Source organism: Acidovorax sp. GW101-3H11 (assembly GCF_001633105.1).
Classification (GTDB): Bacteria; Pseudomonadota; Gammaproteobacteria; order Burkholderiales; family Burkholderiaceae_C; genus Acidovorax.
The window spans coordinates 1-26,425 of record NZ_LUKZ01000011.1; the positions used below are offsets into that span (position 1 = coordinate 1).

The following is a 26,425-nucleotide window of genomic DNA, read 5'->3' on the forward strand; positions in this document are numbered from 1 at the left end:
CGGGGTCAGCCCGGAGGGAAAGCCATCCAGGCCGCGCATTGCGTCGTTGCCCTTCGCTTGTGTAGCTGAGCTACACGGCACTCAGGGCGCCTAGCACTGCACGGCCTGGCTGGCTTTCGCGTGGGGGTATTGATTGATGACACGCCCTAGGCAAGCGGGCGCCAAGCACAGGCCAGCCCCGATGGCATGTAATTATTATCAAAACAGGGCCCAGCGCGCTACCAGCAAACCCCAACAGCTACCAAATATGTAGCAACCCGCACACACCCTATCGACAGGGCATGAGCGATCCGCACAATGGCCCACCGTTACAAACCCCACATTGCCCGCCCCTTCACCCATGAGCGACACCACGTTTGACACCATCATCATCGGCGGGGGCACGGCCGGTGCCCTGCTCGCCAACCGCCTGAGCGCCGACGGCCGCCACCGCGTGCTGCTGATCGAGGCGGGCCGCAAGGACGACTACCACTGGATCCACATCCCCGTGGGCTACCTGTACTGCATCGGCAACCCGCGCACCGACTGGCTCTACAACACCGAGCCCGACACAGGCCTGAACGGCCGCACCCTGCGCTACCCGCGCGGCAAGACGCTGGGCGGCTGCAGCAGCATCAACGGCATGATCTACATGCGCGGCCAGGCGCGCGACTACGACCAGTGGGCGGAGCTGACCGGCGATGCGGGCTGGCGCTGGGACAACGCCCTGCCCTACTTCCGCCGCCATGAGGACCACTGGCGCCTGGACCAGCCCGGCAGCGCGAACGAGAATTTCAAACGCCTGCACGGCAACAAGGCCACCGGCAGCACCGGCGAGTGGCGGGTGGAAAAACAACGCCTGCGCTGGGACGTGCTCGACGCCTTTGCCCACGCCGCCCAGCAGGCGGGCATCCCCGCCACCGACGACTTCAACGGCGGCAGCAACGAAGGTGTGGGCTACTTCGAGGTCAACCAGAAAAGCGGCTGGCGCTGGAACACCGCCAAGGCCTTTTTGCGGCCCACTTGCTATGGCCGCCCCAACTTCGAGATGTGGACCAGCGCGCAAGCCGCCAAGCTCGTGGTCGAAACCCAGCCCGATGGCAGCAAACGCTGCACGGGTGTGATGGTGTGGGACGGCCAGGAGATGGTGACGGCACAGGCCACGGGCGAGGTGATCCTGAGCGCGGGCGCGGTCAACTCGCCCCAGCTGCTGCAGCTGTCGGGCATCGGCCCGGCCGCGCTGCTGCGCCAGCATGGCATCGACGTGGCGGTGGACCTGCCTGGTGTGGGCGCCAACCTGCAGGACCATCTGCAGATCCGCGCCGTGTTCAAGGTGCAGGGCGTGCAGACGCTCAACACCATGGCCAACTCGCTGGTGGGCAAGGCCAAGATCGGGCTCGAATACGCGCTCAAGCGCAGCGGCCCCATGAGCATGGCGCCCTCGCAGCTGGGCGCTTTCACCCGCAGCAGCGCCGACCAGCCGTATCCGAACATCGAGTACCACGTGCAACCGCTGTCGCTCGATGCGTTTGGCGAGCCGCTGCACAGCTTTCCGGCCTTCACGGCCAGCGTGTGCAACCTCAACCCCACCAGCCGGGGCACGGTGAACATCAAGAGCGCCGACTTCAAGACCGCGCCCGCCATCGCCCCCAACTACCTCAGCACGCCCGAGGACCGCCAGGTAGCGGCCGACAGCTTGCGTGTGACGCGCCGCATCGTGGCCCAGCCTGCGCTGGCCAAATACCGGCCTGAGGAGTGGAAGCCAGGCGTGCAGTTTGAAAGCGACGAAGACCTGGCGCGCCTGGCGGGCGACATCGCCACCACCATCTTCCACCCCGTTGGCACGACCAAGATGGGGCTCGATGGTGACCCGATGGCCGTGCTGGATGCGCAGATGCGCGTGCGCGACGGGCGCGGCGGCGTGGTGGCCGGCCTGCGCGTGGTGGACGCGGGCGCCATGCCCACCATCACCAGCGGCAACACCAACTCGCCCACACTGATGATGGCGGAGAAGGCGGCCGAGTGGATCATCGCGGCGCGGCGGGCGTGACCTGACGCCCGTGCCGCCGCGCAGGCCCGCTCAGCGGATGCCCCCCACGTAGCGCGGCACTTCGGGCGGCGGTGGAGGCGGTGGTGGTGCCAGGCGCTGGCGCACCGCCTGTGTGGCCACATCCAGCAAGGGCTTGCGCGCTGCGGGCGTCGGCGCCTGGTGCACCGCCTGGTCCAGCCGGTCGGCCCACTCGGCCAGCTCGGGCGCGTTGTCCTCCTGCGCACGCAGGCGCGCAAAGCGCACGATCTCCAGCGCGTATTCGGCGTTGGCCGCCATCCACTCGGTGTCGGTCACGCGCCCCGTCTTGCGGCGCAGCAGCACGTGCAGATGGGCGGCAATGGCAAGCTTGTCGGAATCGGGCATGGTCGGCTCCTTACGGCATTTCAGTCATCCAGGGCGCGGTGGGTCAACCCCCTAAGTGCTCGCGGTGCTGGGCGATGTCGAGCCCAGTCTGCTCGCTCTGCTCGTCCACCCGCAGTCCCATTGCAAAGTTGACAAGCCACAGCAGCACGGCCGTCGCCACCAGGCTGTAGGCCATCACGGCCCCCACACCAATGGCCTGGGTGAGCAGGCTGCCCGGCACGCCACCCACCGTGCGGCTGGCCAGCACGCCCGTGAGCAGCGAGCCCACGATGCCGCCAATGCCATGCACACCGAACACATCGAGCGAGTCGTCCACCCGCAGCAGCCGCTTGAGCCCCGTGGCGCCCCAGTAGCAGGCCAGGCCTGCCACCAGGCCAATCACCACGGCCGAGCGCAGCGTGACAAACCCTGCCGCCGGGGTGATGGCCACCAGGCCTGCGACCAGGCCGGAACACAGCCCCAGCAACGATGGACGCCCGCGCACCACCCACTCGCCCAGCATCCACGCCAGCGCACCGGCCGCAGCGGCCAGGTGCGTCACCGCCATGGCCAACCCGGCGCGGCCATCGGCCGCCACGGCCGAGCCCGCATTGAAGCCAAACCAGCCCACCCACAACAGGCCCGCGCCCGCCATGGTGAGCCCCAGGTTGTAGGGTTCGAAGGGCTGGCGGCCATAGCCCGTGCGACGGCCCAGGAACCAGGCACACACCAGCCCGGCCACGCCCGCATTCACGTGCACCACCGAGCCGCCGGCAAAGTCGAGCGCCCCCATCTGGGCCAGCCAGCCGCCCGGCTCCCACACCCAGTGCGCCACCGGGGCATAGACCACCAGGGTCCACAGGCCGATGAAGACCAGCATGGCGGAAAACCGCATGCGCTCCACCAGCGCGCCCACCAGCAGTGCGGCGGTGATGATGGCAAAGGTGAGCTGGAACATCGCGTACACCGATTCGGGAATGTGGGGCGCCACATGGCTCACGGCCAGCTGGCCGCCCGCCAGGTCGAAGTCCAGCCCCGCAAAACCTGCGCGCTCCCAGCCGCCCAGCCAAGCATTGCCGGGCGTGAAGGCGAGGGAGTACCCTGCCGCAAACCACAGCAGGCTGACCAGCGCCGCAATCGCCACCACGCTGGCCATGGTGTTGAGCACGCTCTTCTTGCGCACCATGCCCGCATAGAACAGCGCAATGCCCGGCAGCGTCATGAGCAGCACCAGGGCGGTGGAGGTCATCATCCAGCCGGTGTGGGCCGCATTCACGGCGTCCTGCGCAACCAGGGATGGCCGCGTGAGCGCCACCGCCACCGCTGCCGCAGCCGGGGCCGCCCCACCGGCCACGGCCTCAGGCGGGCTCTGCGCCAGCACACTGGCACACAGCCCCAGACACAMCCCCACAACCGCCACGAACCGGTGCAAGACTCCCCGCATGAGGGCTCCCTTTCGCAATTTGTTACAGCGCATTGCACGAGCCATGCCAACCGTTCCCGCCCGATTCAGGGCCACAGCACGACCCGGCGCCCTACAAAGGGGGGGCGGGAAACCCCCAATGCACCAGTGGGGTGCGGCCGTTACAGTCACGGCACTCGAAAGCGCGCTTCGGTGTGCCAAGCGAGGGGCCCGAGGAGACACTTTCTACCAACAACCAAATTCAAAGCACCCAACGAGGTGCAACACTTTCCAGGCGCTGGCGATCCCAGCGCCTTTTTCTTGCCTGCTCGAAAAGTGATCCGAGCACCCAGCGCGCCCATTCAGTCCTGAATTGATAGCACTCCAGGTGCGAAAATAGCGCCATGGAATGGATTTTGATGACCCTGGCCTCGCTGCTCGCAGGCTTTGTGGATGCGATCGTGGGGGGCGGGGGCCTGGTGATGGTGCCCGCGCTGTTTGCAGCGTTTCCGGGGGCGCCGCCAGCCACCCTGCTGGGCACCAACAAGGCGGCCTCGGTGTGGGGCACGGCCATGGCCACCTGGCAGTACAGCCGCCGGGTGCAGATCCGCTGGCAGGCCATGTTGCCTGCTGCGGCGGCCGGTTTTGTAGGGTCGTTTGCGGGCGCCTGGGCTGTCACGGAGATCTCGGCCGATTTCCTGCGCAAGCTGCTGCCCCTGGTGCTGCTGGCTGTGCTGGTCTACACCCTGGCCAAAAAGGAGCTGGGGCGGCACCACACCCCGCGTTTTGCGGGCCGCACCGAGGTGCTGGTGGCCGGGCTGATCGGCGTGCTCATCGGTTTTTATGACGGCTTCTTCGGCCCGGGCACCGGCAGCTTTTTTGTGTTCCTGTTCGTGCGGCTGCTGGGCTACGACTTCCTCAACGCCTCGGCCTCGGCCAAGCTGCTCAACTGCGCCACCAACATCGCCGCCATCGTGCTGTTTGCGGCCAAGGGCCATGTGTGGTGGCACTTTGCCGTGACGCTGGCCGTGGCCAACGTGGTGGGCAGCCTGCTGGGCACGCACATGGCGCTCAAGCATGGCACGGGCTTTGTGCGCGGCATCTTCATCCTGGTGGTGAGCACGCTGATCCTCAAGACCGGCTATGACGCCTTCTTGCGCTGACACCGGGCCCGAAAACTGCTCCTGAAAGTTCGGGAGCCCCGTCTAAACCTGTTGTGAATAGGCACACAAGCGCCCGCTGGGGGTTGTCCGCAGTGTCAAGGAAAAAGTTCACAACTTTATAATCGTGTCCATTTGATGACGGCTGGCTTCGCCATCGGCGATGACCCCGTCCGCAATCCCCGAGCCTCCGGCCTGCTTACCCGCATGCCGGATTTTTTGTACCTGAAATACCCCGTACAGGACCCATCCCATGAAATTGTTCAAGGCTGTCGCCACCGCCCTCGCGCTTTGCGCCGCATTCGCCGCCCAGGCCCGGACGCTGGACGAGGTGAAGAAGGACGGCAAGATCCTCATCGCCACCGAAGGCCAGTTCGCCCCGTTCAATTTCTTCAACGGCACCACGCTGACCGGTTTCGAAGTGGAAGTGGCCGAACTCGTGGCCAAGAAGATGGGCCTGACCATCCAGTGGAAGACGCTGGGCTTCGACGCCCTGCTGACCGGCCTGCGCCAGGACCGCTGGGACCTGGTGATCGCCTCGCACGGCATCACCGAAGAGCGCGCCAAGGCCGTGACCTTCACCGAACCCCACTACTGCTCGGGCGGCATGATCATCGCCATGGACCCCGCCATCAAGAGCGCCAAGGACCTGGCCGGCAAGATCGTGGCGGTGCAGACCGGCACCAGCTACCTCGAAAACGTGCAGAAGGTCTCGTCCATCAAGGAAATGAAGAACTTCCCCACCGACGTGGACGCCCGCAGCGCCCTGAACTCGCGCCGCGTGGACGCCTGGGTGACCGACCGCTTTGTGGCCAAGGCCGTGGCCGAGAAGAACCCCGGCGCGGGCTTCAAGCTCGGCGACATGCTGTTCATCGAACGCATCGCCGCCGCCGTGGCCAAGGGCAACAGCTCGCTGGCCGGTGGCTGGAACAAGGCCCTCGCCGAAGTCATGGCCGATGGCAGCTACGCCGCACTGTCCAAGAAATATTTCAACGAAGACGTGCGCTGCCAGTAAGCGGCAGGCCCGGGATATTTCTTCATGCTCACTGCCTTTTGGCCACAGCGCTGGTCCCGCCAGCAGCGCAGCAACGCCACGCTCGTCTCCGCCGTCATCCTGATGGTGCTGGCGCTGGCGCTGCTGGGCCAGTTGCTCTCCTTCCTGCCCGAGCCCATTGGCTCCAACGCCCAGGCTTTTTCTGACGGCGCGCGCACCACGCTGTGGCTCACGCTGATCAGCGGCAGCGTCGGCCTGGTGCTGGGCACCGGCGCGGCCCTGGCCCGCACCGCACGCTGGGCGGTGGTGCGCTGGGCAGCCAGCTTCTACATCTGGGTCATCCGGGGCACGCCCCTCTTGGTGCAGATCCTGTTTGTGTACTTCGCACTGCCGGTGCTGGTGCCGGGGCTGAATTTGCCCGACTTTGCCGCCGCCGTGCTGGCCCTGGGCCTGAACGTGGGCGCCTACAACGCCGAGGCCATCCGCGCCGGGCTGCTGGCCGTGCCACGCGGCCAGACCGAGGCCGCCAAGGCCCTGGGGCTCGGGCGCATGCATGTCTTTTTTGACGTGGTGTTCCCCCAGGCATTCAAGATCTCGCTGCCGCCGCTGGTGAGCAACTTTGTGGCGCTGCTCAAGGACTCGTCGCTGGCCTACGCGATTGGCGTAGTGGAGCTGACCAACGTGGGCAACCGCATCCAGTCGGCCACCTTCCAGCCCATTGCCACGCTGTCCACCGTGGCCATCACCTACCTGCTGCTGACCACGCTGGTCACGCAGATCTCGAACGCGGTGGAATACCGCTTCGACGTGGAAGGCCGCAACAAATGACGACGGGCCAAGCCACTCCTTTCATCGTCGTGGACCGGGTCTGCAAGTCGTTCGGCGCCCACCAGGTGCTCAAGGACGTCTCGACCACCTTCAACACCGGCGAGGTCACCGTGATCATCGGTGCCTCGGGCTCGGGCAAGAGCACCTTGCTGCGCGCCATCAACCGGCTGGAGCCCCACGACAGCGGCACCATCACCATCGGCGGCGAGCCGGTGGGCGACGACCAGCACCTGCTGCAAAAACAGCGCAGCGAAGTCGGCATGGTGTTCCAGCAGTTCAACCTGTTCGGCCACATGAGCGTGCTGGACAACGTGACCCTGGCGCCGCGCCGCATCCGCCACACACCACGCACGCAGGCCAATGCGCAGGCCCTGGCCCTGCTCACCCGCGTGGGCATGCAGGACCATGCGCACAAGTACCCCTGGCAGCTGTCGGGTGGCCAGCAGCAGCGCGTGGCCATTGCACGCGCGCTGGCCATGCAACCCAAGGTGATGCTGTTTGACGAACCCACCTCGGCCCTCGACCCCGAAATGGTGCAGGAGGTGCTGGACGTGATGCGCGAACTGGCCCGTGGCGGCATGACCATGATCGTGGTGACCCACGAGATGGGTTTTGCGCGCGAGGTGTCCGACCGCGTGATGTTCTTCGACCAAGGCCGCATCGCGCACGACGCTCCCCCTGCCGAGTTCTTCAACAACCCCGCCAACGACCGCATCCGCGCCTTCATCGGCCGCATGGGGGCCTGAAGAAATGAAGCCCCCCCTGAGTCGCTTCGCGCCTTCCCCCTCGCTCGCTTCGCGGGAGGGGGACGCCCCCAGCGCATGCAAGCAACGCGCCGCATACGCGGCTTGGCGGCCCTTGCGCGGGGGCACTCGCCTCGGGCCGCGCCTACCTGATGCGCTCTGTGCCTCACCCCATGCCATTGGCACCTGAGATCCAGGTCCATGTGACATCCACAAAAACGCCAACAACCCCTACCGGAGTGACCATGAAACTGAACCACACGTTCCTCGCCCTGATGGCCGCCGGCCTGTGCAGCCTGCCACCCGCAGCCTTTGCCCAGACCGCCAAGGATTTCGAAGACATGCGCAATGAGCTGAAGGCCCTGCGCGCCGAGCTGAACGCGCTCAAGGCCCAGGCACCGGCCGCAGCGCCCGCCGCCTCGGCGTCGGCCTGGAACGACCGCATCGACGCCGTCGAACTCAAGCAGAAGGACGCCGTGGTGCTGGGCGACATCCCTGGCAGCTTCCGCCTCCCGGGCAGCGAAACCTCGATCCGCATCTATGGCTTTGCCGAAGCCAACATGGTCAAGGACTTCAAGGGCACAGCCCCTGGCGACACCTTCACCAACCTGATGGAGCAGCCCCTGGGCAGCTCCAAGAGCGGCAAGACCAGCCTGACCGCACAGACCTCGCGTTTTGGCTTCGAAACCTCCACGCCCACCGGCGTCGGCACCTTCAACACCAAGATCGAAGCCGACTTTTATGCCTACTGCGGCGCCGAGTGCAACCGCAACCGCCTGCGCCTGCGCCATGCCTACGGCGAATACGCAGGCTGGCTGATCGGCCAGACCTGGTCCACTTTCATGGACACGGACAACCTGCCCGAGACCGTGGACTTCAACGGCCCGCCCGGCGCCACGTTCCGCCGCCCCACGCAGATCCGCTACACCTACAACAACCCCAGCCTCGCCAAGTTCCAGTTCGCCGTGGAAGAGCCCACCGACGGCGCACGCAGCCCCAACCTGGTGGCCCGCGTGGACAAGGCCTACGACTGGGGCAACGTGAACGCCCGCCTGCTGTCGCACGAGCAGCGCGTGTCTGGCGTGTCCAAGCGCGGCACCGGCTTTGGCCTGGGCGCGGGCTACAAGATCACCGGCACCACCACGCTGATGGCGCAGTACACGCGCCTGGACGGCGATGGCGACGGCGCCTACCTGGTGGGCACCAACTACCCGGTGCTGGACGGCGGCACGGTGCGTCTGGACAAGTCGCACGGCCTGGTGCTGGGCCTGTCCAACGTGTTCAGCGAACAGCTGCGCGGCACGGTCTCGCTGGGCTTGGTGCGCTCGCGCAGCCACCTGGGCGACGCCTACGTGAACGCCTATGGCGCCGAAGGCAACCACAAGCTCTACCAGTGGCACGCCGGCATGTACTACCTGCCGATCAAGAACGTGGAACTGGGCGGCGAGCTGATCGGTGGCCGCCGCACCACGTTCGACGGCCAGCAGGGCGACATGCTGCGCCTGAACCTGCAGGCCCGTTATCTGTTCAACTAAGCCTTCGCCTCGTTGAAGCAGGCTGGCCGGGCAACCGGCCAGCCTTTTTTGTTTATTGCATTGCCTCTTTGCCTGTCGATGAAACCCGAACGTTTTGGCCTGATGGCCCTGCTGGCCGTGACCGTGGTGTGGGGCACCACCTTCCCGGCCATGAAGCTGTTGTCCACCCAGCTCGATGCGCTGCAGATCATCTGGCTGCGGTTTGTGATTGCGCTGGCGGTGCTGGCGCCGCTGTGGTGGGGCATGTGGCGCCATGAGCGCCTGTGGGGCTGCGCGCTGGGAGCGCTGCTGTTCCTGGCGTTCTGGCTGCAGATCGAGGGGCTGGCGCGCACCAGCAGCAACCGCAACGCGTTTGTGACCGGCCTCAATGTGCTGGTGGTGCCGCTGATCGCCATGGCCGCCATGGGCCGCCGCTACGGCTGGCGGCTGTGGGCAGCCTGCGGGATGGCCTTGCTGGGCATGACCCTGATGTTCCACGAGAACGAGCCCTGGAACCTGGGCGATACGCTGACGCTGGCCAGCACCGTGTTCTATGCGCTCTACATCCTGGCGCTGGAAGAATGCGCGCGCCGCACGGCCGCGCGCCCCCTGCGCGCCACGCGCATGGCGGCGGCGCAGGCCACGGTGATGGCAGTGGCCTCCACCCTGCTGCTGCTGGGCCGCGACGGGGGCATGGGCTGGCTGCAGGCCACCGCCCACCTGCCCACCGATGCCTGGGTCGCCCTGCTCTACCTGGGCCTGCTGGCCAGTGTGGTGGTGGTCACGCTGCAGGCCTGGGGCCAGCAACGCGTGGACGCCATGCGCAGCGCCATCGTGTTCGGGCTGGAGCCAGTGTTTGCCGCACTCACGGCCTGGGCACTGCTGGGCGAGCGGCTGGGCTGGGCGGGCCTGGCGGGCGCGGCGCTGATCGTGGCGGCGCTGGTGTTCAGCCAGATCCCGCCGTCGGCGCGGGCACAGCCTGCTTGAGCCAAAAATTCAAGGAAAAATGGGCTTCACCGCTCGACCAGCATACCTTTATAGCTATACAAATAATAGCAATACTGCCGCTCTGGTACGGATACAGGTCCGCATGCGACGCGGACAACGGGGCTAGACCTGCGTGACCAGCCCCACCATCTTCACCACCTCCAGGTCGCGCCCCTTGACCGAGGCCAGCTCGGCGCGCAAGCGGTCGTTGTTCCAGCGCGCATCGGGGGCGCCGCTGAGGAACCAGTCTGAGCCGTTGTCGGCCAGGAACATGCCGTAGGTCTTGAGCGCCGCCAGGATGGCCTGGGCCTCGGGGCTGAAGCTGGCGGGGATGGCGTAGGCCGCCTTCAGGCGCACGCGCATGCCCATGGGCGGCAGGTTGGGGTCGGTGTTGGACGACGCGTAGTGCGTGGCCGGTGGCACAAACGCGCGGCGTGTGCGCGCTGCCGTGAAGCGCAGCGCATGGCGGATGCCACCCGCACCCTGCGATGCCTCGTCGTACCGCACCAGCCCGGGGAAGATGGGCAACCCGGCGGCGTCGGCGCTGGTCCAGCCAGGCTTGGCGGTGGGCCGCACGGTGTTGTTGTCGAGGTGGAACATGGCGCCCACATCGGCCACCCAGCGGTCGCTGCGTGCAAAGGCGCGCCCCAGTTCGTACAGCCGCTGGTTGTCGCGGTCGATCACCAACACATGGCGGTCGCCGTTCTGCCCCGGCGCGCCTTCCACGGGCGCGTCCAGCGGGATGGGAAACGGGCCGGGGTCGCTTTCGTCCCCGTAGGCCTGGTACTCGATGGCCACCCGCGCCTGCTGGCCCGAAACCACCTGGTAGGGAATGCCGATGGGTGCGCCCTCCCACAGGCCGGAGCCGAAGTCGCGGTACAGGCCCTTGTCGGCGCCGATGCTGGCGATCAGGCGGTCGGAGGCCGGGTCCACTTCGGCGCCGCTGATGTCGGTGTTCCAGGGATTGTCGGCCGGGAAAGGAATGGCACCGTTGAGCGCCGCACCGGCCCCCAGACTGGCGCGCGCGAGGTTGCCATAGGCCACGCTGCCGGGCGGTGGTGGGGGCAGGGGCGACGGCGATGGGGCTGGCGCCGGAGACGGAGCGGGGGATGGCGCTGGAGCGGGGCTGGCCGGGGCATCGTCGCCACCACCGCCGCCTCCACACGCCGTGAGCAACAGAACAGGAAGGGCCCTGAGGGCCCGGCGGCGTTGGCGTTGCATGGTGCTTGTCTCCGGTGCGTGGCGATCGGGCGCGGCCCCGGGGCAGAGCCGGAATCTGGTTTCCTGTCATCCAGCGGGGGCGGGCGAATTCTGCCGCAGAAGCGGAGTACGGCCTGTTAGAAGATGTTCGCGTGGGGTGGGGCCAGACCTCCGCACGCGGGCCCGGCCATCAAGGCAGGGGCAGGGCCACCTCGGCTGCCTTGCGCGGCTTGCCGATGGGGGCTGCGGCCTGGCCCTTTTGCACGGCGGCGATGTCTTCCTCGCTGGGGTATTCGCCCTGCAGCCAGTAGTCGAACACGCGCCGCACGATGGGCGCGGCGTGGGCGGCGCCAAAACCGGCGTTTTCGACAATCGCGGCCACGGCGATGGTGGGGTTCTCGGCCGGGGCAAACGCGGCAAACAGCGAGTGGTCGCGCTGGTGCTCCTCCAGCGCCTTGGCGTTGTACTTCACGTTCTGGCCCAGGCTCACCGCCTGCGCCGTGCCGGTCTTGCCACCGGCGGTGTAGAGGGCCCCCGCAAACACGCGGGTGCCGGTGCCGCCCTTGTTCACGGCCACCATGGCGTTGCGCACGATCTCCACGTTCTTGGGGGCATAGCCCAGGTTCTCGCCGGGCGGCTGGACGATCTCGGTGATGGCCCCGGTGACCGAGTTCTTCACCGCCTTGGCCAGGTGCGGGCGGTAGCGGGTGCCCCCGTTGGCCATCGTGGCCTGGGCCAGCGCCAGCTGCAGCATGGTGAAGTTGTTGTAGCCCTGGCCAATGCCCAGCGACACGGTTTCGCCGGGGAACCAGCGCTTCATCTCGGGGCGCTTGTAGGCGTTGCGCTTCCACTCGGTACTGGGCAGGGTGCCGCGCACTTCGCCGTTGAGGTCGATGCCCGTGGACTGGCCAAAACCCAGCGGCTTCATGAAGTCATGGATGGCGTCCACACCCATGTCCACGGCCAGCGAATAGAAGTAGGTGTTGCTCGACTGCTGGATCGCGCGGTGCATGTCCACCCCGCCCAGCCCGCCCTCGTGGCTGCGGAAGGTGTGGCCGCCAAAGGTGTAGAACCCCGGGTCGTTGACCACCAGGCTGGGCGAGCGCTTGTTCAGCTGCAGCGCCGCCAGCGCCATGAAGGGCTTGTAGGTGGAGCCCGGCGGGTAGGTGCCGCGCAGGGCGCGGTTGAGCAGCGGCTTGTCGATGGATTCGTTGAGCGCAGCCCAGTTTTCGGCGTCGATGCCTTCGACGAACAGGTTGGGGTCGAAGGTGGGTTTGCTCACCAGCGCCAGGATCTCGCCGTTGCGCGGGTCGATGACCACCAGCGCGCCCCGGCGGCTGCCATACAGCTCTTCAATGAGCTTTTGCAGCTTGATGTCGATGGACAGCATCACGCTGTCGCCCGGCGTGGCCGCGTGGCTGGACAGCTTGCGCACGGCCCGCCCGCCCGCCGATGTCTCCATCTGCTCGAAGCCGGTCACGCCGTGCAGCGCCGCCTCGAAGCTCTGCTCCACCCCCAGCTTGCCGATGTATTCCGTGCCCCGGTAGTTGGCCTCGTCCTCCGAGTCCTGGATGCGCGCCTTCTCGGTCTGGTTGATGCGCCCGATGTAGCCGATGGCGTGCGCCCCCACATCGCCCAGCGGGTAGTTGCGGAACAGCCGCGCCTTGATGTCCACGCCCGGAAAGCGGTAGCGCTGGGCGGTGAAGCGCGCCACCTCCTGGTCAGTCAGGCGGGTGCGGATGGGCAGGGATTCAAAGTTGCGCGACTCGTCCATGAGCCGCTTGAAGCGCCGCCGGTCCCGCGCCTGGATGTCTACCACCTTGGACAGCGCGTCGATGGTTTCATCCAGCACCCCCGCGCGCGAGGGCGTGATCTCCAGCGTGTAGGCCGAGTAGTTGGTGGCCAGCACCACCCCGTTGCGGTCCAGGATCAGGCCCCGGTTGGGCACGATGGGCGCGACCGCCGTGCGGTTGCTCTCGGCCTGGGCCGCAAGGTCGTCGTGGCGCACCACCTGCAGAAAAATCAGCCGCGCCACCACCAGGCAGAACGCGGCAAACACCACCAGGCCCACCACCACGGCCCGCAGGCGGAAACGCGATGCGTCGGCTTCGCTGCTGCGCAGTTCGGTCATGGTTGCGCCCCCACAGGCACGGGCCAGAAGCTCGCGGCGTGTGCAACTGGCGCGGCCCAGGCCCGAGGACGCCGAGCCAGGGCCGCCCCGCCGCGAGGGCGTCGTCCCCCCTCCCGCAGTGCGCAGCACTGCGAGAGAAGGGGGAAGCGGCGCAGCCGCTCAGGGGGTTGCCTCATGTTCACAACGGGCGGTTCTGGTCACTGTCGGGCGGGCGGCGCTGGGGCGCCAGCAGCACCCAGCTGGCCAGGGGCCAGAGCAGCGCCTCGATCAACGGCGCCAGCAGGCTCCACAGCCCCGGAAAAATTCCGCCCGCCGCCATGCGCAGCAACAGCTCGACCGCGTGGGCCAGCGCAAACAGCGGGAACACCTGCAGCGCCTGCGACGGCACGCTGAACCACAGCAGGCGGCGGTGAATGGCAATGGCGCCAAACGACAGCACGGTATACGACAGCGCATGCTGGCCCAGCAGCGCCGACTGGCTCACGTCCATGCACAGGCCCAGCACAAAGGCCGCCCCCATGCCAATGCGCAGCGGCTGGTGCACGCCCCAAAAGACCAGCAGCACCATGAGCAGGTCGGGCGTCCAGACGATGCGGCCCAGCGGCAGCATGTTGATGGCCAGGCCCGCGACCAGGCTGAACCACATGAACACCGGGTTCACCGGCATCAGCAGGGGCTCACCACGCGGCATGATCATGGCGTGGGTCCTTTCGTCTGCATGCAGGGGAGGATGTTGGGGAAGATGCAGCGGCTCACTTGCGGCCTCCGCGCTTGTTCGATGGCACCGGGTGCGCCGGTTCGGGGCGCTGCAGTTCGTGCTCGGCCAGCGGCTTGAGCACCACCACGTGGCGCGCGCCCTGCACCTGGGCCAGGGGCGCGCAGTAGATGCGGGCAAACGCCGAGTCGGCCCGGCGCTCCACCCGCACCACCCGCGCCACGGGCAGGCCCGGGGGGTAGAGCCCGTCCACGCCGCTGGTGGTCAGCAGGTCGTCTTCGCGGATGTCGGCATTGGCGGGCATGAAGCGCAGCTCCATGCCACCGCCATGCCCCGCCACGGGGTCGCCGTATGCCACGCCCCGCACGCCGGTGCGGATATTCAGCACAGGGATCGCCTGGTCGCGGTCCACCAGCAGGGTGACCTCGCTCACCAGCGGGAACACGCGCGTGACCTGGCCCAGCACCCCGGCCTCGTCCATGACGGGCGCGCCCAGTTCCACGCCGCCCAGCTGGCCCCGGTCCAGCACCACGCGGCGGGTGTAGGGGTCGGCCGTGTCATAGATCACCTCGGCCGCCTGGGCCGGGGTCTGCAGCCGGTCGCGCAACTCCATCAGCTTGCGCAGGCGGCCGTTTTCCAGCGCCAGCTGATCGGCCTGGTTGGCGCGCTGGCCCATCTCGGTCATCTTCTTGCGGGCGGTGTCCAGGTCCTGCTGCGCGGTCTGCAGCGACTGGAAGTAGCCGGAGCCCTGGCTAGCAAACTCCACCGGCTTGAGCATGAGCCACTGCACCGGGTAGAGCACGGTGGCCACCACCTTGCGCAGCGGGTCTGTGATGTGAAAGCGCGCGTCGGCCACCATGAGGAACAGCGCCAGCGCACTGAACACGGCCAAACGCGACAGGGCCGAAGGGCCCTGTTTGAAGAAAGGGGGAGCGCTGCGCTCCAGGGTACCGAGTGGCATGGTGCGCAGCGGTCAGTCTCTGCCGCACGGAGCAAGCTCCATGGGCGGGTGCTCAGAAACAAGCATTGGAGCAGGTGCAGTCATGCAATTCAGAGCGCAAAAAAAGTGCCTGCCATGTACAGGCGCCCGCCAGTTACTCGCTCGTGAAGATGCTGCCCAGGCGGTCCATGCGCTCCAGCGCAATACCGCAGCCGCGCACCACACAGGTCAGCGGGTCTTCGGCCACCAGCACGGGCAGGCCGGTCTCTTCGGCCAGCAGGCGGTCCAGGTCGCGCAGCAGCGCGCCGCCGCCGGTCAGCATCATGCCCCGGTCGGCAATATCGGCGCCCAGCTCGGGGGGGGTTTGTTCCAGCGCGTTCTTCACGGCCGAGACGATCTGGTTGAGCGGGTCGGTCAGGGCTTCCAGCACTTCGTTGGAAGAAATGGTGAAGCTGCGTGGCACGCCTTCGGACAGGTTGCGGCCCTTGACTTCCATCTCGCGCACTTCGGAGCCGGGGAAGGCCGAGCCGATGTTCTTCTTGATGGATTCAGCGGTGGGTTCGCCGATCAACATGCCATAGTTGCGGCGGATGTAGCTGATGATGGCTTCGTCGAACTTGTCGCCACCGACGCGGACGCTGCCCTTGTAGACCATGCCGCCCAGCGAGATCACGCCGACCTCGGTGGTGCCACCGCCGATGTCCACCACCATGGAGCCCGAGGCTTCCGAGACGGGCAGACCGGCGCCGATACCGGCGGCCATGGGTTCTTCGATCAGGTACACCGCCGTAGCACCGGCAGCCTCGGCCGCGTCCTTGATGGCGCGGCGCTCGACCTGGGTGGAACCGCAGGGCACGCAGATGATGATGCGCGGGCTGGGGGTGAACAGCGTGCGCGGGTGCACCATCTTGATGAACTGCTTGATCATCTGCTCGGTGATCACGAAGTCGGCGATCACGCCGTCCTTCATGGGGCGGATGGCTTCGATGTTGCCGGGCACCTTGCCCAGCATGGCCTTGGCCTCGTGGCCTACGGCCTGGATGACTTTTTTGCCGTGCGGACCACCTTCATGGCGGATGGCGACCACGGAAGGTTCGTCGAGGACGATGCCTTTGTCGCGGGCGAAGATGAGGGTGTTGGCTGTGCCAAGGTCAATGGCAAGGTCGGTGGAGAAGTACCGACGGAAAGCTCCGAACATTCAAAAGTCCTCTCGGGCACGGCATGCGCGTCGGCCTGCCATCGCCAGGTATTTCAGGGGTGTTTATTGGCTTTTTTCACGCAATTGACTCCCATTCCGGGAGCTTTGCGGCAAAGCCGGGATAATACCCCATCCCCTGTGAATAACTCCCTCCGGCGCGGGCCGGATCACAGCTTTACGTCTGGTTTCTTTAGATTTTCCTCCCTATGGCACTGACCCCCCAGGACATCAGCCGCATTGCCAACTTGGCGCGGCTTGAGCTGACACCCTCCGAAAGTGAGCGCATGCTCACCCAGCTCAACGGCTTCTTTGACATCGTGGAACAGATGCGGGCTGTGGATACCTCGGGCGTCACGCCCCTGGCCCACCCCGTGGCGGCCATCCAGGACGTGCAGTTGCGCCTGCGCGAAGACTTGGCCAGCGAGCCCAACCAGCGCGAAGCCAATCAGCAAAGCGCCCCCGCTGTCGAACGAGGCCTGTTCCTCGTGCCCAAAGTGATCGAGTAAGTAAGAACTGACTTTCGCCGCATGACTTCCACCGCACTGCATGACCTGGGCGTGGCCCAGCTGGCCACCGAGCTGCGCGAACGCCGCGTTTCGGCTGTCGAGGCCGCCCAGCATTTTCTTGATCGCGCACAAGCCCACCAGAACCTGGGCGCCTACGTGGCCGTGAACCCCGAGATCACCCTGGCCCAGGCCCGCGCCCAGGACGCCGCCATCGCCGCAGGCACCGCTGGCCCGCTGGCGGGCGTGCCAATTGCGCACAAGGACATTTTTGTCACCAAGGGCTTCCCCAGCACCGCAGGCTCGAAGATGCTCGCGGGCTACCAGTCGCCGTTTGACGCCACCGTGGTCACCAAACTCGCCGACGCGGGCGCCGTGACCTTGGGCAAGCTCAACTGCGACGAGTTCGCCATGGGATCGGCCAACGAAAACTCTGCCGTCGCCCCCGTGGGCACCGACGCACCCGCCCCGGTGCGCAACCCCTGGGCCACCGACCGCATCCCTGGCGGCTCGTCCGGCGGCAGCGCCGTGGCCGTGGCCGCACGCCTGGCGCCTGCCGTCACCGGCACCGACACGGGCGGCTCCATCCGCCAGCCCGCCTCGTTCTGCGGCATCACGGGCATCAAGCCCACCTATGGCCGCGCCAGCCGCTACGGCATGATCGCGTTTGCCTCCAGCCTGGACCAGGCAGGGCCCATGGCCCGCTCGGCCGAAGACTGCGCGCTGCTGCTGTCCGCCATGTGCGGCCCCGACCCGGACCGCGACTCCACGTCGCTCGATGTGCCCGCCGAGAACTTCAGCGCCAAGTTGAATGATTCGATCGAAGGCTTGCGCATCGGCATCCCCGCCGAATTCTTTGGCGAAGGCCTGGCGCCCGACGTGCGCGCCGCCGTCGATGGCGCCCTCAAGGAATACGAAAAGCTCGGCGCCAAGCTCGTGCCCATCAGCCTGCCGCGCACGCAGCTGTCCATCCCGGTCTACTACATCATTGCCCCGGCCGAAGCATCGTCCAACCTCTCCCGCTTTGACGGCGTGAAGTTCGGCCACCGCGCCAAGGACTACTCCGACCTGGTGGACATGTACAAGAAGACCCGCGCCGAAGGTTTTGGCGACGAGGTCAAGCGCCGCATCATGATCGGCGCCTACGTGCTGAGCCACGGCTACTACGACGCCTACTACCTGCAGGCGCAGAAGATCCGCCGCATGATCGCCGACGACTTCCAGAATGCGTTCAAGAGCTGCGACCTGATCGCGGGCCCCGTGGCCCCCACCGTGGCCTGGAAGCTGGGCGACCATGGCAACGACCCGCTGGCCGACTACCTGGCCGACATCTTCACCCTGCCCGGCTCGCTGGCCGGCCTGCCCGGCATGAGCGTGCCCGCCGGTTTTGGCGAGGGCGGCATGCCCGTGGGCCTGCAGCTGCTGGGCAACTACTTCCAGGAAGCCCGCCTTCTGAACGCTGCGCACCGCCTGCAGCAAGCCACCGACTTCCACCTCCGCCGTCCGGAGGGCTTCTGACATGACTGCCAAACTGATCCATGGCTACGAAGTCGTCATCGGCTTCGAAACCCACACCCAGCTCGCTACCCAGAGCAAAATTTTCAGCCGCGCGCCCACCGCCTTTGGCGCCGAGCCCAACACACAAGCCTGCGCGGTGGACCTGGCCCTGCCCGGCACCCTGCCCGTGATGAACCGCGAGGCCGTGGCCTGCGCTATCAAATTAGGACTGGCACTCGGCTCCCACATTGCCGAGAAGAGCATTTTTGCGCGCAAAAATTACTTCTACCCTGACCTGCCCAAGGGCTACCAGATCAGCCAGTTCGAGATCCCGGTGGTGCAAGGCGGTGAGGTGTCGTTCTTTTTGGGCGACGAAAAGAAGACCGTGCGCCTGGTGCGCGCCCACCTCGAAGAAGACGCGGGCAAATCGCTGCACGAGGACTTCATCGGCCAGTCGGGCATCGACCTGAACCGTGCGGGCACGCCGCTCTTGGAGATCGTGACCGAGCCCGACATGAGTTCGTCCGACGAGGCCGTGGCCTACGCCAAGGAGCTGCACAAGATCGTGACCTGGATCGGCATCTGCGACGGCAACATGCAGGAAGGCAGCTTCCGCTGCGACGCCAACGTGTCGGTGCGCAAGCCCGGCCAGCCGCTGGGCACGCGCCGCGAGATCAAGAACCTGAACTCGTTCAAGTTCATGCAGCAGGCGATTGACTACGAAATCCGCTGGCAGATCGAGCAGATCGAAGACGGCCACGCGATCCAGCAGGCCACCGTGCTGTTCGACCCCGACACGGGCGAAACGCGCGCCATGCGCACCAAGGAAGACGCGGCGGACTACCGTTACTTTCCGGACCCCGATCTGCCTCCGCTACATATTTCAGAGCAATGGATCGAGGAGCAGCGCGCGCAGATGGCCGAATTGCCTCGTACCATGGCCACACGTTTTGTGGCGGACTACGGACTGCCCGAGTACGACGCGACCACGCTCACGCAGAGCAAGGCGATGGCCGCCTACTTCGAGGCCGTGGCCAAGGCCTGCGGCCAGGCCAAGCTGGCTAGCAACTGGATCATGGGCGAGGTGTCGCGCCGCCTGAACATGGCCGAGATCGGCATCGAGCAGGCGCCCGTGTCGTCGGCCCAGCTGGCCGCGCTGATCGCGCGCATTGCCGACGGCACCATCTCCAACAACGCGGCCAAGCAGGTGTTCGACGCGCTGTGGACCAGTGAAGGGCAGGACGTGGATGCCGTCATCGAGGCCAAGGGCCTCAAGCAGATGAACGACTCCGGCGCGCTCGAAAAGATCATCGACGAGGTGATTGCCGCCAACGCCGACAACGTGGCCCAGTTCCGCGCGGGCAAGGACAAGGCCTTCAACGCACTGGTCGGCCAGATCATGAAGGCCAGCAAAGGCAAGGCGAACCCCACGCAGGTGAACGAGCTGCTGCGCGCCAAGCTCGCAGGTTGATGGCTTGATGGCTTGATGGCTTGATGGCTTGATGGCTTGATGGCTTGATGGCTTGATGGCTTGATGGCCTGACAGGCTGAACACAGCAACGACCAAAACAAAGGGGCCTCGCGGCCCCTTTGTTTTTTTGCTTTTCAATGGCCCGCAGTTACCGGCTGGCAGCGGGCGTTTCTGCCGCCACACCAGCAGCGGGCAGGCGCTGGGATTCCCACAGCTTGCGCAGCTGGGCCAGCTCGGTGTCAAAGCGCTGGTGCACGCGCCGTTTTTCCTGGTCCTGCCCGGCGATGAAACGCTGCTGCTCGGCCATGCTGTCTTCGTTCTCGGCGATCTTGCGGCGCAGCGTCATGGGGGCCTTGTTGGGGTCGCGTTTGTAGAACTCCATCTCCACCTCAAACGCCTTGTGCTGCTGCTTGAGTTCGGCAATGCGTTTTTCTGCAGTGGCGGTGACCTCATCGACCATCTGGATGGCGGCGGCGCGCTCCACGTCGTGGGTGGCCTTGTCGGGATAGCGGGTGGTGAGCACGCGTTCGCGGCGGCGCTCCTCCACTTCGCGGGCGCGGGCCTCGGCCTCTCTGCGCTGCTGGGCCTCCTGGGCACTGCGCTCCTGTTCGGTGAGAGAGGGGCCGATTTGCCTGCGCACGGTGCCCGAAGGGCTCAGTTCGCGCTGCTCACGGTCCAGGCATTCGGGGATGGGGCGGTCTGCGGTCAGGCGTCGGCCATTGCGGTCCACACAGGTGTAGATGCCTCCCGCTGGCGCCTGCGCCCGCGCCAAATCGGCGGCCAGGGTGGCCAGCAGAACCCCGCCCATGATCCACGCCGATTTGCTGCTGCTCAAAGTTGTCTACCCCTCGTTGACGCCATACCGCTGGCGGTAGGCCAGCACTTTTTCATGGTGGGAGCGCATTGCATCCTCCCCGTTTTGCTCCAGATAGAGCAATAAGTCTGCCAGACGCGCGATAGCGCACACCTGCATGCCCAGCTGGTGGCGCACGTACTGCACGGCGCTGTGGTCTACGTCCTGGCCATTCTCTGTGGCTTTTTCCTGGCGGTCCAGCGCAATGGCCACCGCGTGCGGCGTGGCGCCTGCCGCCTTGATGATGGCGATGGACTCGCGGGCGGCGGTACCGGCCGACATCACATCGTCCACGATCAGCACCCGGCCCTTCAAGGGCGCGCCCACCAGGGTGCCACCTTCGCCATGGTCCTTGGCCTCCTTGCGGTTGTAGGCAAACGGCACGTTGCGGCCCAGGCGGGCCAGCTCCACGGCCACGGTGGCGGCCAGCGGGATGCCCTTGTACGCGGGGCCGAACACCATGTCGAATTCGATGCCGCTGGCCAGCAGGGCTTTTGCATAGAATTCCGCGAGGCGGCCGATCTTGCGGCCGTCGTCAAACAGACCGGCGTTGAAGAAATAGGGGCTCAGGCGCCCGGCCTTGGTCTTGAATTCACCAAACCGCAGCACGCCCGATTCAACGGCAAAACGGACAAAATCCTGCGCCAGCTGGCCCTGCTCTGAGGTTTGCGCGCCAACATCCACCATGGGGAAATCCTTGTTCAAATTAACCAGCCTCAATCTCAATGGCATCCGCTCGGCCACCAGCAAAGGCGTGGAAAGCTGGATGGCAGCCACGCGGCCGGATTGTATTTGTGTGCAGGAAGTGAAGGCCCAGGCGGCCGACATGGCCAACCGGTTCGAGCGCATGGCGGGCCTGCAGGGCCACTTCCACTTTGCCCAGAAAAAGGGCTATTCCGGTGTAGGGGTGTACACCCGGCACACGCCCTCCGACATAGTAGTTGGCTATGGATCTGAAGAGTTTGATGCAGAAGGCAGGTATGTGGAGCTGCGCTTTGACACGCCCGCGCGCAAGCTGTCCATCATCAGCGCCTACTTTCCGAGTGGCTCCTCGGGCGAAGAGCGCCAGCAGGCCAAGTTCCGCTTTCTGGCCGAGTTCCACCCGCATCTCATGCGCCTGAAAGCCGAACGCGAATTCATCCTGTGCGGTGACATCAACATTGCGCACCAGCAAATCGACCTCAAAAACTGGCGCAGCAACCAGAAAAACAGTGGTTTTTTGCCCGAAGAACGCGCCTGGATGACAAAGTTGTTGCACACAACTGATGAAGGCGGCGGCATCATCGACGTTTACCGCCAGTTACAACCGACCGCCACCGACACCGCCTACACCTGGTGGAGCAACCGCGGCCAGGCCTATGCCAACAACGTGGGATGGCGGCTGGACTACCACCTGGCCACCCCCACACTGGCGGCGCTGGCACGCACCGAATCCATCTACAAGGGCGAGAAGTTCTCCGACCACGCACCCATCACGGTGGACTACGAATTCCGTCTATGACCCGGCCCTGCTGACCCGATGACCGACGCCGCTGCCTCCGCACCCCCACCCGCCCACAGTTTTCGGCCGCCCAGTGCAGAGGCCTTGTGGAAGCAGATTTCCACCCCCCACCCCACAGTGGGGAAGGCGCGGCACCTGGGCGAGGCGCTGGTGCATGCCGGGCTGCTGGCCACGCCCGCGTTGTCCGAGGGCCTGCAGGCGCAGCAGACCGAGCGCAGCCAGGGCCAGCACCGCCCCATCGGCCAGATCCTGGTGGACCGGGGGGCCCTGACCCAGGAACAGCTGCGCAACGTGATTGCCACCTGGCTGGGTGAATACACGGTGCACCCCGGCGACATCACCCCCGAGGCCTCGGCCCTGGCCCTGATCCCCCGCGCCGTGGCCGAGCGCGAGTCCGTGCTGCCGCTGATTGCCCGCGAGGACGCGCTGGTGCTGCTCATGGCCGACCCCTGGGACCGGGTGCTGGTGGACGAGATGCGCTTTCTGACCCAGCGCCGACTGATCCCGCTGCAGGCCGCGCCGGGCACCCTGATGCCTGCCATCCACAAGGCCTACCGCACCACGCCCACAGCGCCGGGCAACGCCAGCGCAGGGGCCCGCGCCACCTCGCAAGAACTGCTGACCAACCTGAGCAGTGCCGCGCCAGACGCCGATGCCGAACAGGCCGACGTGATCAGCGAGTCGGACAACACCCTGGTGCGGCTCATCAACTCGGTGATCGACGAGGCCATCAACCACCGCGCCTCCGACATCCACATCGAGACCGAGCCCGCCCCGCGCAATGTGCGCGTGCGCCTGCGCATCGACGGCGATCTGGTGCCCTACCTGGAGCTGCCTGCGCGCTACCGCTTTGCGATGGTGGCGCGCATCAAGATCATGGCCAGCATGGACATCTCGGAGCACCGCAAGCCCCAGGACGGCAAGATCGACTTTGCCCGCTTTGGCGGCCCGCCGGTGGAGCTGCGCGTGGTCACCGTGCCCACCTCGCGCGGTCTGGAAGACGTGGTGCTGCGCCTGCTGGCAGGCGCCAAGCCCCTGCCGCTGGAAAACATTGGCCTGAGCCCCGCCAACCTGCAGGCCCTGCGGGCTGTGGTGCAAAAAAGCTACGGCCTGGTGCTGGTGTGTGGCCCCACGGGCTGCGGCAAGACGACCACGCTGCACTCGGTGGTGCGCGACATCAACACCGCAGGCCGCAAGATCTGGACGGCCGAAGACCCCATCGAGATCACCCAGGAGGGCCTGCGCCAGGTGCAGGTGAACCCGCGCATCGGCTGGACCTTTGCCGCCGCCATGCGCACCTTTTTGCGCGCCGACCCCGACGTGATCATGATCGGCGAGATGCGCGACGAGGAAACCGCGCGCATCGCCATCGAGGCCTCGCTCACCGGGCACCTGGTGCTGTCCACGCTGCACACCAACTCGGCGCCCGAGAGCATTGCGCGGCTGCTGGAGATTGGCCTGGACCCGTTCAACTTCTCCGATTCGCTGCTCGCCATCCTGGCCCAGCGCCTGGTGCGCCGCCTGTGCACCGCCTGCCGCGCGCCGCATGTGGCCGACCACGACACGCTGCTGGAGTTGGCTTCGCAGTACCTGGACAGCGGCACCAACAACTCCGCCGATGCCCGCGAGGCACAGATCGCGCGCTGGCGCCAGCAATACGGCGGGCCCCAGGGCGAGCTGCAGCTGTGGCGCCATGTGGGCTGCAAACAATGTGACAACCACGGCTACCACGGGCGGCTGGGCATCCACGAGCTGATGATGAGCGACGAAACCATCCGCCAGCACATCCGCCACCGGGCCCCGGCCTCGGACATCCGCCATTCGGCGCTGGCGGCTGGCATGCGCACCCTGCGCCAGGACGGCATCGACAAGGCACTGCAGGGCCTGACCGACATGGCCGAGGTGGTGGCCGCCACCAACCTGTAGCGCACTGCAGGCGCAGGCGTTTCACGGCGGACGGGGCCCGGTGTGCGGGTAAGCCGGGGTTGCACACCCCGGTGCCCGGTGGGAGCATGTAAGCAAGTGCAACCACCGCACCCCCACCGGGGTGCACGCGCCAAAAACACCGCAAGCAACGTCAACAATTGTCAAGACGCCCTATTTGTGGCGATTTTCCGTTTTGAACCTGTCGGATTTCGTGCTTTCCCCTGCATAGTCACCCTGTGCCCGCCCCCTGCCCCCAGGCCGGGGCTTCGATGAAAGACCCGCACCAGCCCCGGCTCCTTGCATCGGCGGAAACGGAAGACGTGAAAGTTGTGATGATGTTCAGAGCCACTGCCGTCCTGCCCCGCGCAGGCGCCGCCTTGATTTCCCTGATGGCCCTCTGGGGCCCACAGTGGGCACACGCGGGCCCGGTGTGCCCCGGCCCCGACAGCCGCCGTGTGCTGCAGCTGCACGCCCCACAGGGCAGCGCCCCCCAGGCCTGCGACCTCAAGGGCCTGGCCAGGCTGCCTGCCAAAGAGATTGTTGTCACGCTCCCTGCGGCACTCGGCCTGGCGGGTGAGCACCGCTGGCGGGGCGTCTCGCTGCGCCACCTGGTCGAGCAGCTGGGTGGAGGGGAACACAGCCAGATCCTGCTGACCGCGCTCAACGACTACGCCATCGAAATCCCCTGGAGCGACCTCGTGCGCTACGACCCCATCCTGGCGTACAGCCGCGACGGCGAGCGCATCAGCATCCGCGACAAGGGGCCGCTGATCCTGATCTACCCGTTTGGCACCCACCCCCAGCTGCAGGGCCAGGACTACATCAACCGATCCATCTGGCAGGTCCATGCAGTCACCCTCCGGTAAACCGCTGCCCCGCCGGGCGGCCAACGACATCCCCCCCGGCCAGCCCCGCCCGCACGCCACCTACTGGCTGCTGGCCATGGTGGCGGCCATGGCGCTGGCCACGGCCGCCACCCTGTGGTGGACGCTGCGCCAGACCCATGTGCTGGCGCAGCCCCACCAGCAGAACGACCTGTGGTACGTGTCCAGCGTGCACAACGAGCTGGCCCGGGTGAGCCTGCTGGCGCGCAAGGTGCGGGCCCGCGAGGCCAGCACACAAGACCTGCAGGAGCGGCTGGAAGTGCTGCTCGGCACACTCGACACCTCGGGCCGGGGGCCCCGCGTCAGCACCCAGCTGCGCGAGGCATTGCCCGAAGCCGCCCAGGACCTGGACAGCCTGCGCCCGCTGGTGGAGCGCTGGTCCACCCAGCTGGCCCCCCTCGCCACCCAGAACGGCAACGGCAAGGCTGCGGCCATCACCGCCGACATCGTGCGGCAGTCCGACACCCTGCTGGACCGCCTGCGCAAAGTGGTCGCCAACGTCCACCTCTTCAGCGCCCAGGAGGCCAACCAGGCGCGCCAACAGCTGTCCCAGCGCTTTCTGGTGCTCAGTGCCGTGCTGGGCGGGCTGCTGCTGGGCACGGCCCTGCTGATTGCCAAGCTGGTGCGCGACACCCGCCTGGCCCGCGCCGCATCGCAGCAGCTGGTGCAGGCCAACCGCCAGCTCGAAGTGCGGGTGGCCAGCCGCACCCGCAAGATCGAAGAAGGCCGCGCGCTGCTGAGCTTCATCCTGAACACCAGCCCCAGCGACGTGGTGCTGGCCGAGGTCGAAAGCGGCCGCGTGCACTTCATCAACCGCCAGCTCACCGAACGCCTGGGGCTCAAGGCCGCGCCCGAGACCCTGTTCCTGCCCGAGCTGCTGCACGACCCCGAAACCCGCGAACGCTTCACCCAGGCCCTGGACCGCTACGGCCAGGTCGATGCCATGGAAGCGATGATTGGCGAACAAGACCCCCGCTGGAGTTCGCTGTCGGCCCGCCTGATCGAGGTGGAAGGGCAGCTGGCGCACCTGCTGTGGGGCTTTGACATCAGCGCCCACAAGGCGCTGGAAGGCCAGCTGCGCGAGCTGGCCACCCGCGACGCGCTCAGCGGGCTGCTCAACCGGCGGGCGTTCCTGGAGCGCAGCACCGCCCTGTTCGACCACTGTCGCCGCCACGGCCAGCCCTGTGCCGTGCTGATGATCGACATCGACCACTTCAAGCGCATCAACGACCGGCACGGCCACCAGATGGGCGACGTGGCCATCCGCACCTGCGCCGAGGCCATTGGCCATGCCCTGCGCGACGCCGACCTGCTGGGCCGCCTGGGGGGCGAAGAATTTGCCGTACTGCTGCCCCACGCCACGGCCGACAGCGCCACGGTGGTGGCCGAACGCATCCGCAGCGCCATGGCCCAGATGAACCTCATGTCGCCCCAGGGCCAGCCGCTCTCCTTCACCATCTCGATCGGCGTGGCCGAAATGGCCGCACACCATGCGGGCATCGAACCCCTGCTGGTCGATGCCGACCAGGCGCTGTATCGCGCCAAGGCCACAGGCCGCAACAAAGTGCTTGCCTACGAAGCCGCTATCGGACAACCTTGACCCCACC

General features: G+C 66.7%; 23 protein-coding genes. 14 read left to right on the forward strand and 9 right to left on the reverse strand.

The annotated features are described in order from the left end of the window. Positions 1-340: 340 nt before the first annotated feature. Positions 341-2,029: a GMC family oxidoreductase N-terminal domain-containing protein gene (locus tag A1D30_RS12020; protein ID WP_063460964.1), complete on the forward strand. Its 1,689-nt coding sequence runs from the start codon at positions 341-343 to the stop codon at positions 2,027-2,029. 30 nt (positions 2,030-2,059) lie between these two features. Here the strand turns inward: A1D30_RS12020 and A1D30_RS12025 are convergent, their stop codons facing one another. Both A1D30_RS12025 and A1D30_RS12030 read right to left on the reverse strand, forming a co-directional pair. Beyond that, positions 2,060-2,392 (reverse strand): hypothetical protein, encoded by a 333-nt coding sequence (locus A1D30_RS12025; protein ID WP_063460965.1) that lies wholly within the window; start codon positions 2,390-2,392, stop codon positions 2,060-2,062. A gap of 43 nt (positions 2,393-2,435) precedes the next feature. Next, entirely contained in the window at positions 2,436-3,815 is a 1,380-nt protein-coding gene (locus A1D30_RS12030; protein ID WP_109790945.1) for an ammonium transporter, read from the reverse strand. A 362-nt stretch (positions 3,816-4,177) separates the two neighbouring features. Between A1D30_RS12030 and A1D30_RS12035 the strand changes: the two genes are divergently transcribed. From A1D30_RS12035 to A1D30_RS12060, 6 genes are all read left to right on the forward strand, one after another. Then, on the forward strand, positions 4,178-4,936 hold the full coding sequence (locus A1D30_RS12035; protein ID WP_063460966.1) for a TSUP family transporter: 759 nt from the start codon (positions 4,178-4,180) through the stop codon (positions 4,934-4,936). 250 nt (positions 4,937-5,186) lie between these two features. After that, positions 5,187-5,948, forward strand: coding sequence for an ABC transporter substrate-binding protein (locus A1D30_RS12040; RefSeq protein ID WP_063460967.1), 762 nt, complete (start codon positions 5,187-5,189; stop codon positions 5,946-5,948). Between the two features lie 24 nt (positions 5,949-5,972). Then, the gene (locus A1D30_RS12045) at positions 5,973-6,755 is read left to right on the forward strand and encodes an amino acid ABC transporter permease (protein ID WP_063460968.1); all 783 of its coding nucleotides are present in this window, start codon (positions 5,973-5,975) and stop codon (positions 6,753-6,755) included. Next, a complete protein-coding gene (locus A1D30_RS12050) occupies positions 6,752-7,501 on the forward strand; it encodes an amino acid ABC transporter ATP-binding protein (RefSeq protein WP_063460969.1) in 750 nt (249 codons plus the stop codon). The genes A1D30_RS12045 and A1D30_RS12050 overlap by 4 nt, the downstream gene beginning before the upstream one ends. Positions 7,502-7,743: 242 nt before the next feature. Next, entirely contained in the window at positions 7,744-9,033 is a 1,290-nt protein-coding gene (locus A1D30_RS12055) for a DcaP family trimeric outer membrane transporter (protein ID WP_063460970.1), read from the forward strand. A 78-nt stretch (positions 9,034-9,111) separates the two neighbouring features. Continuing rightward, positions 9,112-9,999, forward strand: a complete 888-nt coding sequence (locus A1D30_RS12060; RefSeq protein WP_063460971.1) for a DMT family transporter — start codon at positions 9,112-9,114, stop codon at positions 9,997-9,999. A gap of 123 nt (positions 10,000-10,122) precedes the next feature. Here the strand turns inward: A1D30_RS12060 and A1D30_RS26425 are convergent, their stop codons facing one another. The 5 genes from A1D30_RS26425 to A1D30_RS12085 form a co-directional block, all read right to left on the reverse strand. Further along, entirely contained in the window at positions 10,123-11,220 is a 1,098-nt protein-coding gene (locus A1D30_RS26425; RefSeq protein ID WP_109790946.1) for a hypothetical protein, read from the reverse strand. Between the two features lie 169 nt (positions 11,221-11,389). Further along, positions 11,390-13,330 carry a penicillin-binding protein 2 gene (gene mrdA, locus A1D30_RS12070; protein ID WP_063460973.1) on the reverse strand — a complete coding sequence of 647 codons (1,941 nt, stop codon included), beginning with the start codon at positions 13,328-13,330 and terminating at the stop codon, positions 11,390-11,392. Positions 13,331-13,508: 178 nt separating this feature from the next. Further along, positions 13,509-14,027, reverse strand: a complete 519-nt coding sequence (mreD, locus tag A1D30_RS12075) for a rod shape-determining protein MreD (protein ID WP_063460974.1) — start codon at positions 14,025-14,027, stop codon at positions 13,509-13,511. 55 nt (positions 14,028-14,082) lie between these two features. After that, positions 14,083-15,006: a rod shape-determining protein MreC gene (gene mreC, locus A1D30_RS12080; protein ID WP_063460975.1), complete on the reverse strand. Its 924-nt coding sequence runs from the start codon at positions 15,004-15,006 to the stop codon at positions 14,083-14,085. 133 nt (positions 15,007-15,139) lie between these two features. Continuing rightward, positions 15,140-16,183, reverse strand: a complete 1,044-nt coding sequence (locus A1D30_RS12085; RefSeq protein WP_063460976.1) for a rod shape-determining protein — start codon at positions 16,181-16,183, stop codon at positions 15,140-15,142. A 206-nt stretch (positions 16,184-16,389) separates the two neighbouring features. Between A1D30_RS12085 and gatC the strand changes: the two genes are divergently transcribed. From gatC to gatB, 3 genes are read left to right on the forward strand one after another with little or no spacing between them, the layout of a single operon-like run. Next, on the forward strand, positions 16,390-16,689 hold the full coding sequence (gene gatC / locus A1D30_RS12090) for an Asp-tRNA(Asn)/Glu-tRNA(Gln) amidotransferase subunit GatC (RefSeq protein WP_063460977.1): 300 nt from the start codon (positions 16,390-16,392) through the stop codon (positions 16,687-16,689). 21 nt (positions 16,690-16,710) lie between these two features. After that, positions 16,711-18,204, forward strand: coding sequence for an Asp-tRNA(Asn)/Glu-tRNA(Gln) amidotransferase subunit GatA (gene gatA, locus A1D30_RS12095; protein WP_063460978.1), 1,494 nt, complete (start codon positions 16,711-16,713; stop codon positions 18,202-18,204). A gap of 1 nt (position 18,205) precedes the next feature. After that, positions 18,206-19,654: an Asp-tRNA(Asn)/Glu-tRNA(Gln) amidotransferase subunit GatB gene (gene gatB, locus A1D30_RS12100; protein WP_063460979.1), complete on the forward strand. Its 1,449-nt coding sequence runs from the start codon at positions 18,206-18,208 to the stop codon at positions 19,652-19,654. 148 nt (positions 19,655-19,802) lie between these two features. On the opposite strand, the gene A1D30_RS12105 is transcribed toward gatB, so the two are convergent. Together A1D30_RS12105 and pyrE are read right to left on the reverse strand one after the other, a co-directional pair. Continuing rightward, complete coding sequence (locus A1D30_RS12105) at positions 19,803-20,462, reverse strand: DUF4124 domain-containing protein (RefSeq protein WP_063460980.1); 660 nt, start codon at positions 20,460-20,462, stop codon at positions 19,803-19,805. Positions 20,463-20,495: 33 nt separating this feature from the next. Then, entirely contained in the window at positions 20,496-21,194 is a 699-nt protein-coding gene (pyrE, locus tag A1D30_RS12110) for an orotate phosphoribosyltransferase (protein ID WP_063460981.1), read from the reverse strand. Between the two features lie 10 nt (positions 21,195-21,204). Between pyrE and A1D30_RS12115 the strand changes: the two genes are divergently transcribed. From A1D30_RS12115 to A1D30_RS12130, 4 genes are all read left to right on the forward strand, one after another. After that, entirely contained in the window at positions 21,205-22,008 is an 804-nt protein-coding gene (locus A1D30_RS12115; protein ID WP_063461068.1) for an exodeoxyribonuclease III, read from the forward strand. Positions 22,009-22,026: 18 nt separating this feature from the next. After that, positions 22,027-23,934 (forward strand): GspE/PulE family protein, encoded by a 1,908-nt coding sequence (locus A1D30_RS12120; protein ID WP_063460982.1) that lies wholly within the window; start codon positions 22,027-22,029, stop codon positions 23,932-23,934. Positions 23,935-24,323: 389 nt separating this feature from the next. Continuing rightward, positions 24,324-24,800, forward strand: a complete 477-nt coding sequence (locus A1D30_RS12125) for a molybdopterin-dependent oxidoreductase (protein ID WP_157891329.1) — start codon at positions 24,324-24,326, stop codon at positions 24,798-24,800. Further along, positions 24,781-26,418 carry a GGDEF domain-containing protein gene (locus tag A1D30_RS12130; protein ID WP_082836429.1) on the forward strand — a complete coding sequence of 546 codons (1,638 nt, stop codon included), beginning with the start codon at positions 24,781-24,783 and terminating at the stop codon, positions 26,416-26,418. The genes A1D30_RS12125 and A1D30_RS12130 overlap by 20 nt, the downstream gene beginning before the upstream one ends. Positions 26,419-26,425 lie beyond the last annotated feature (7 nt).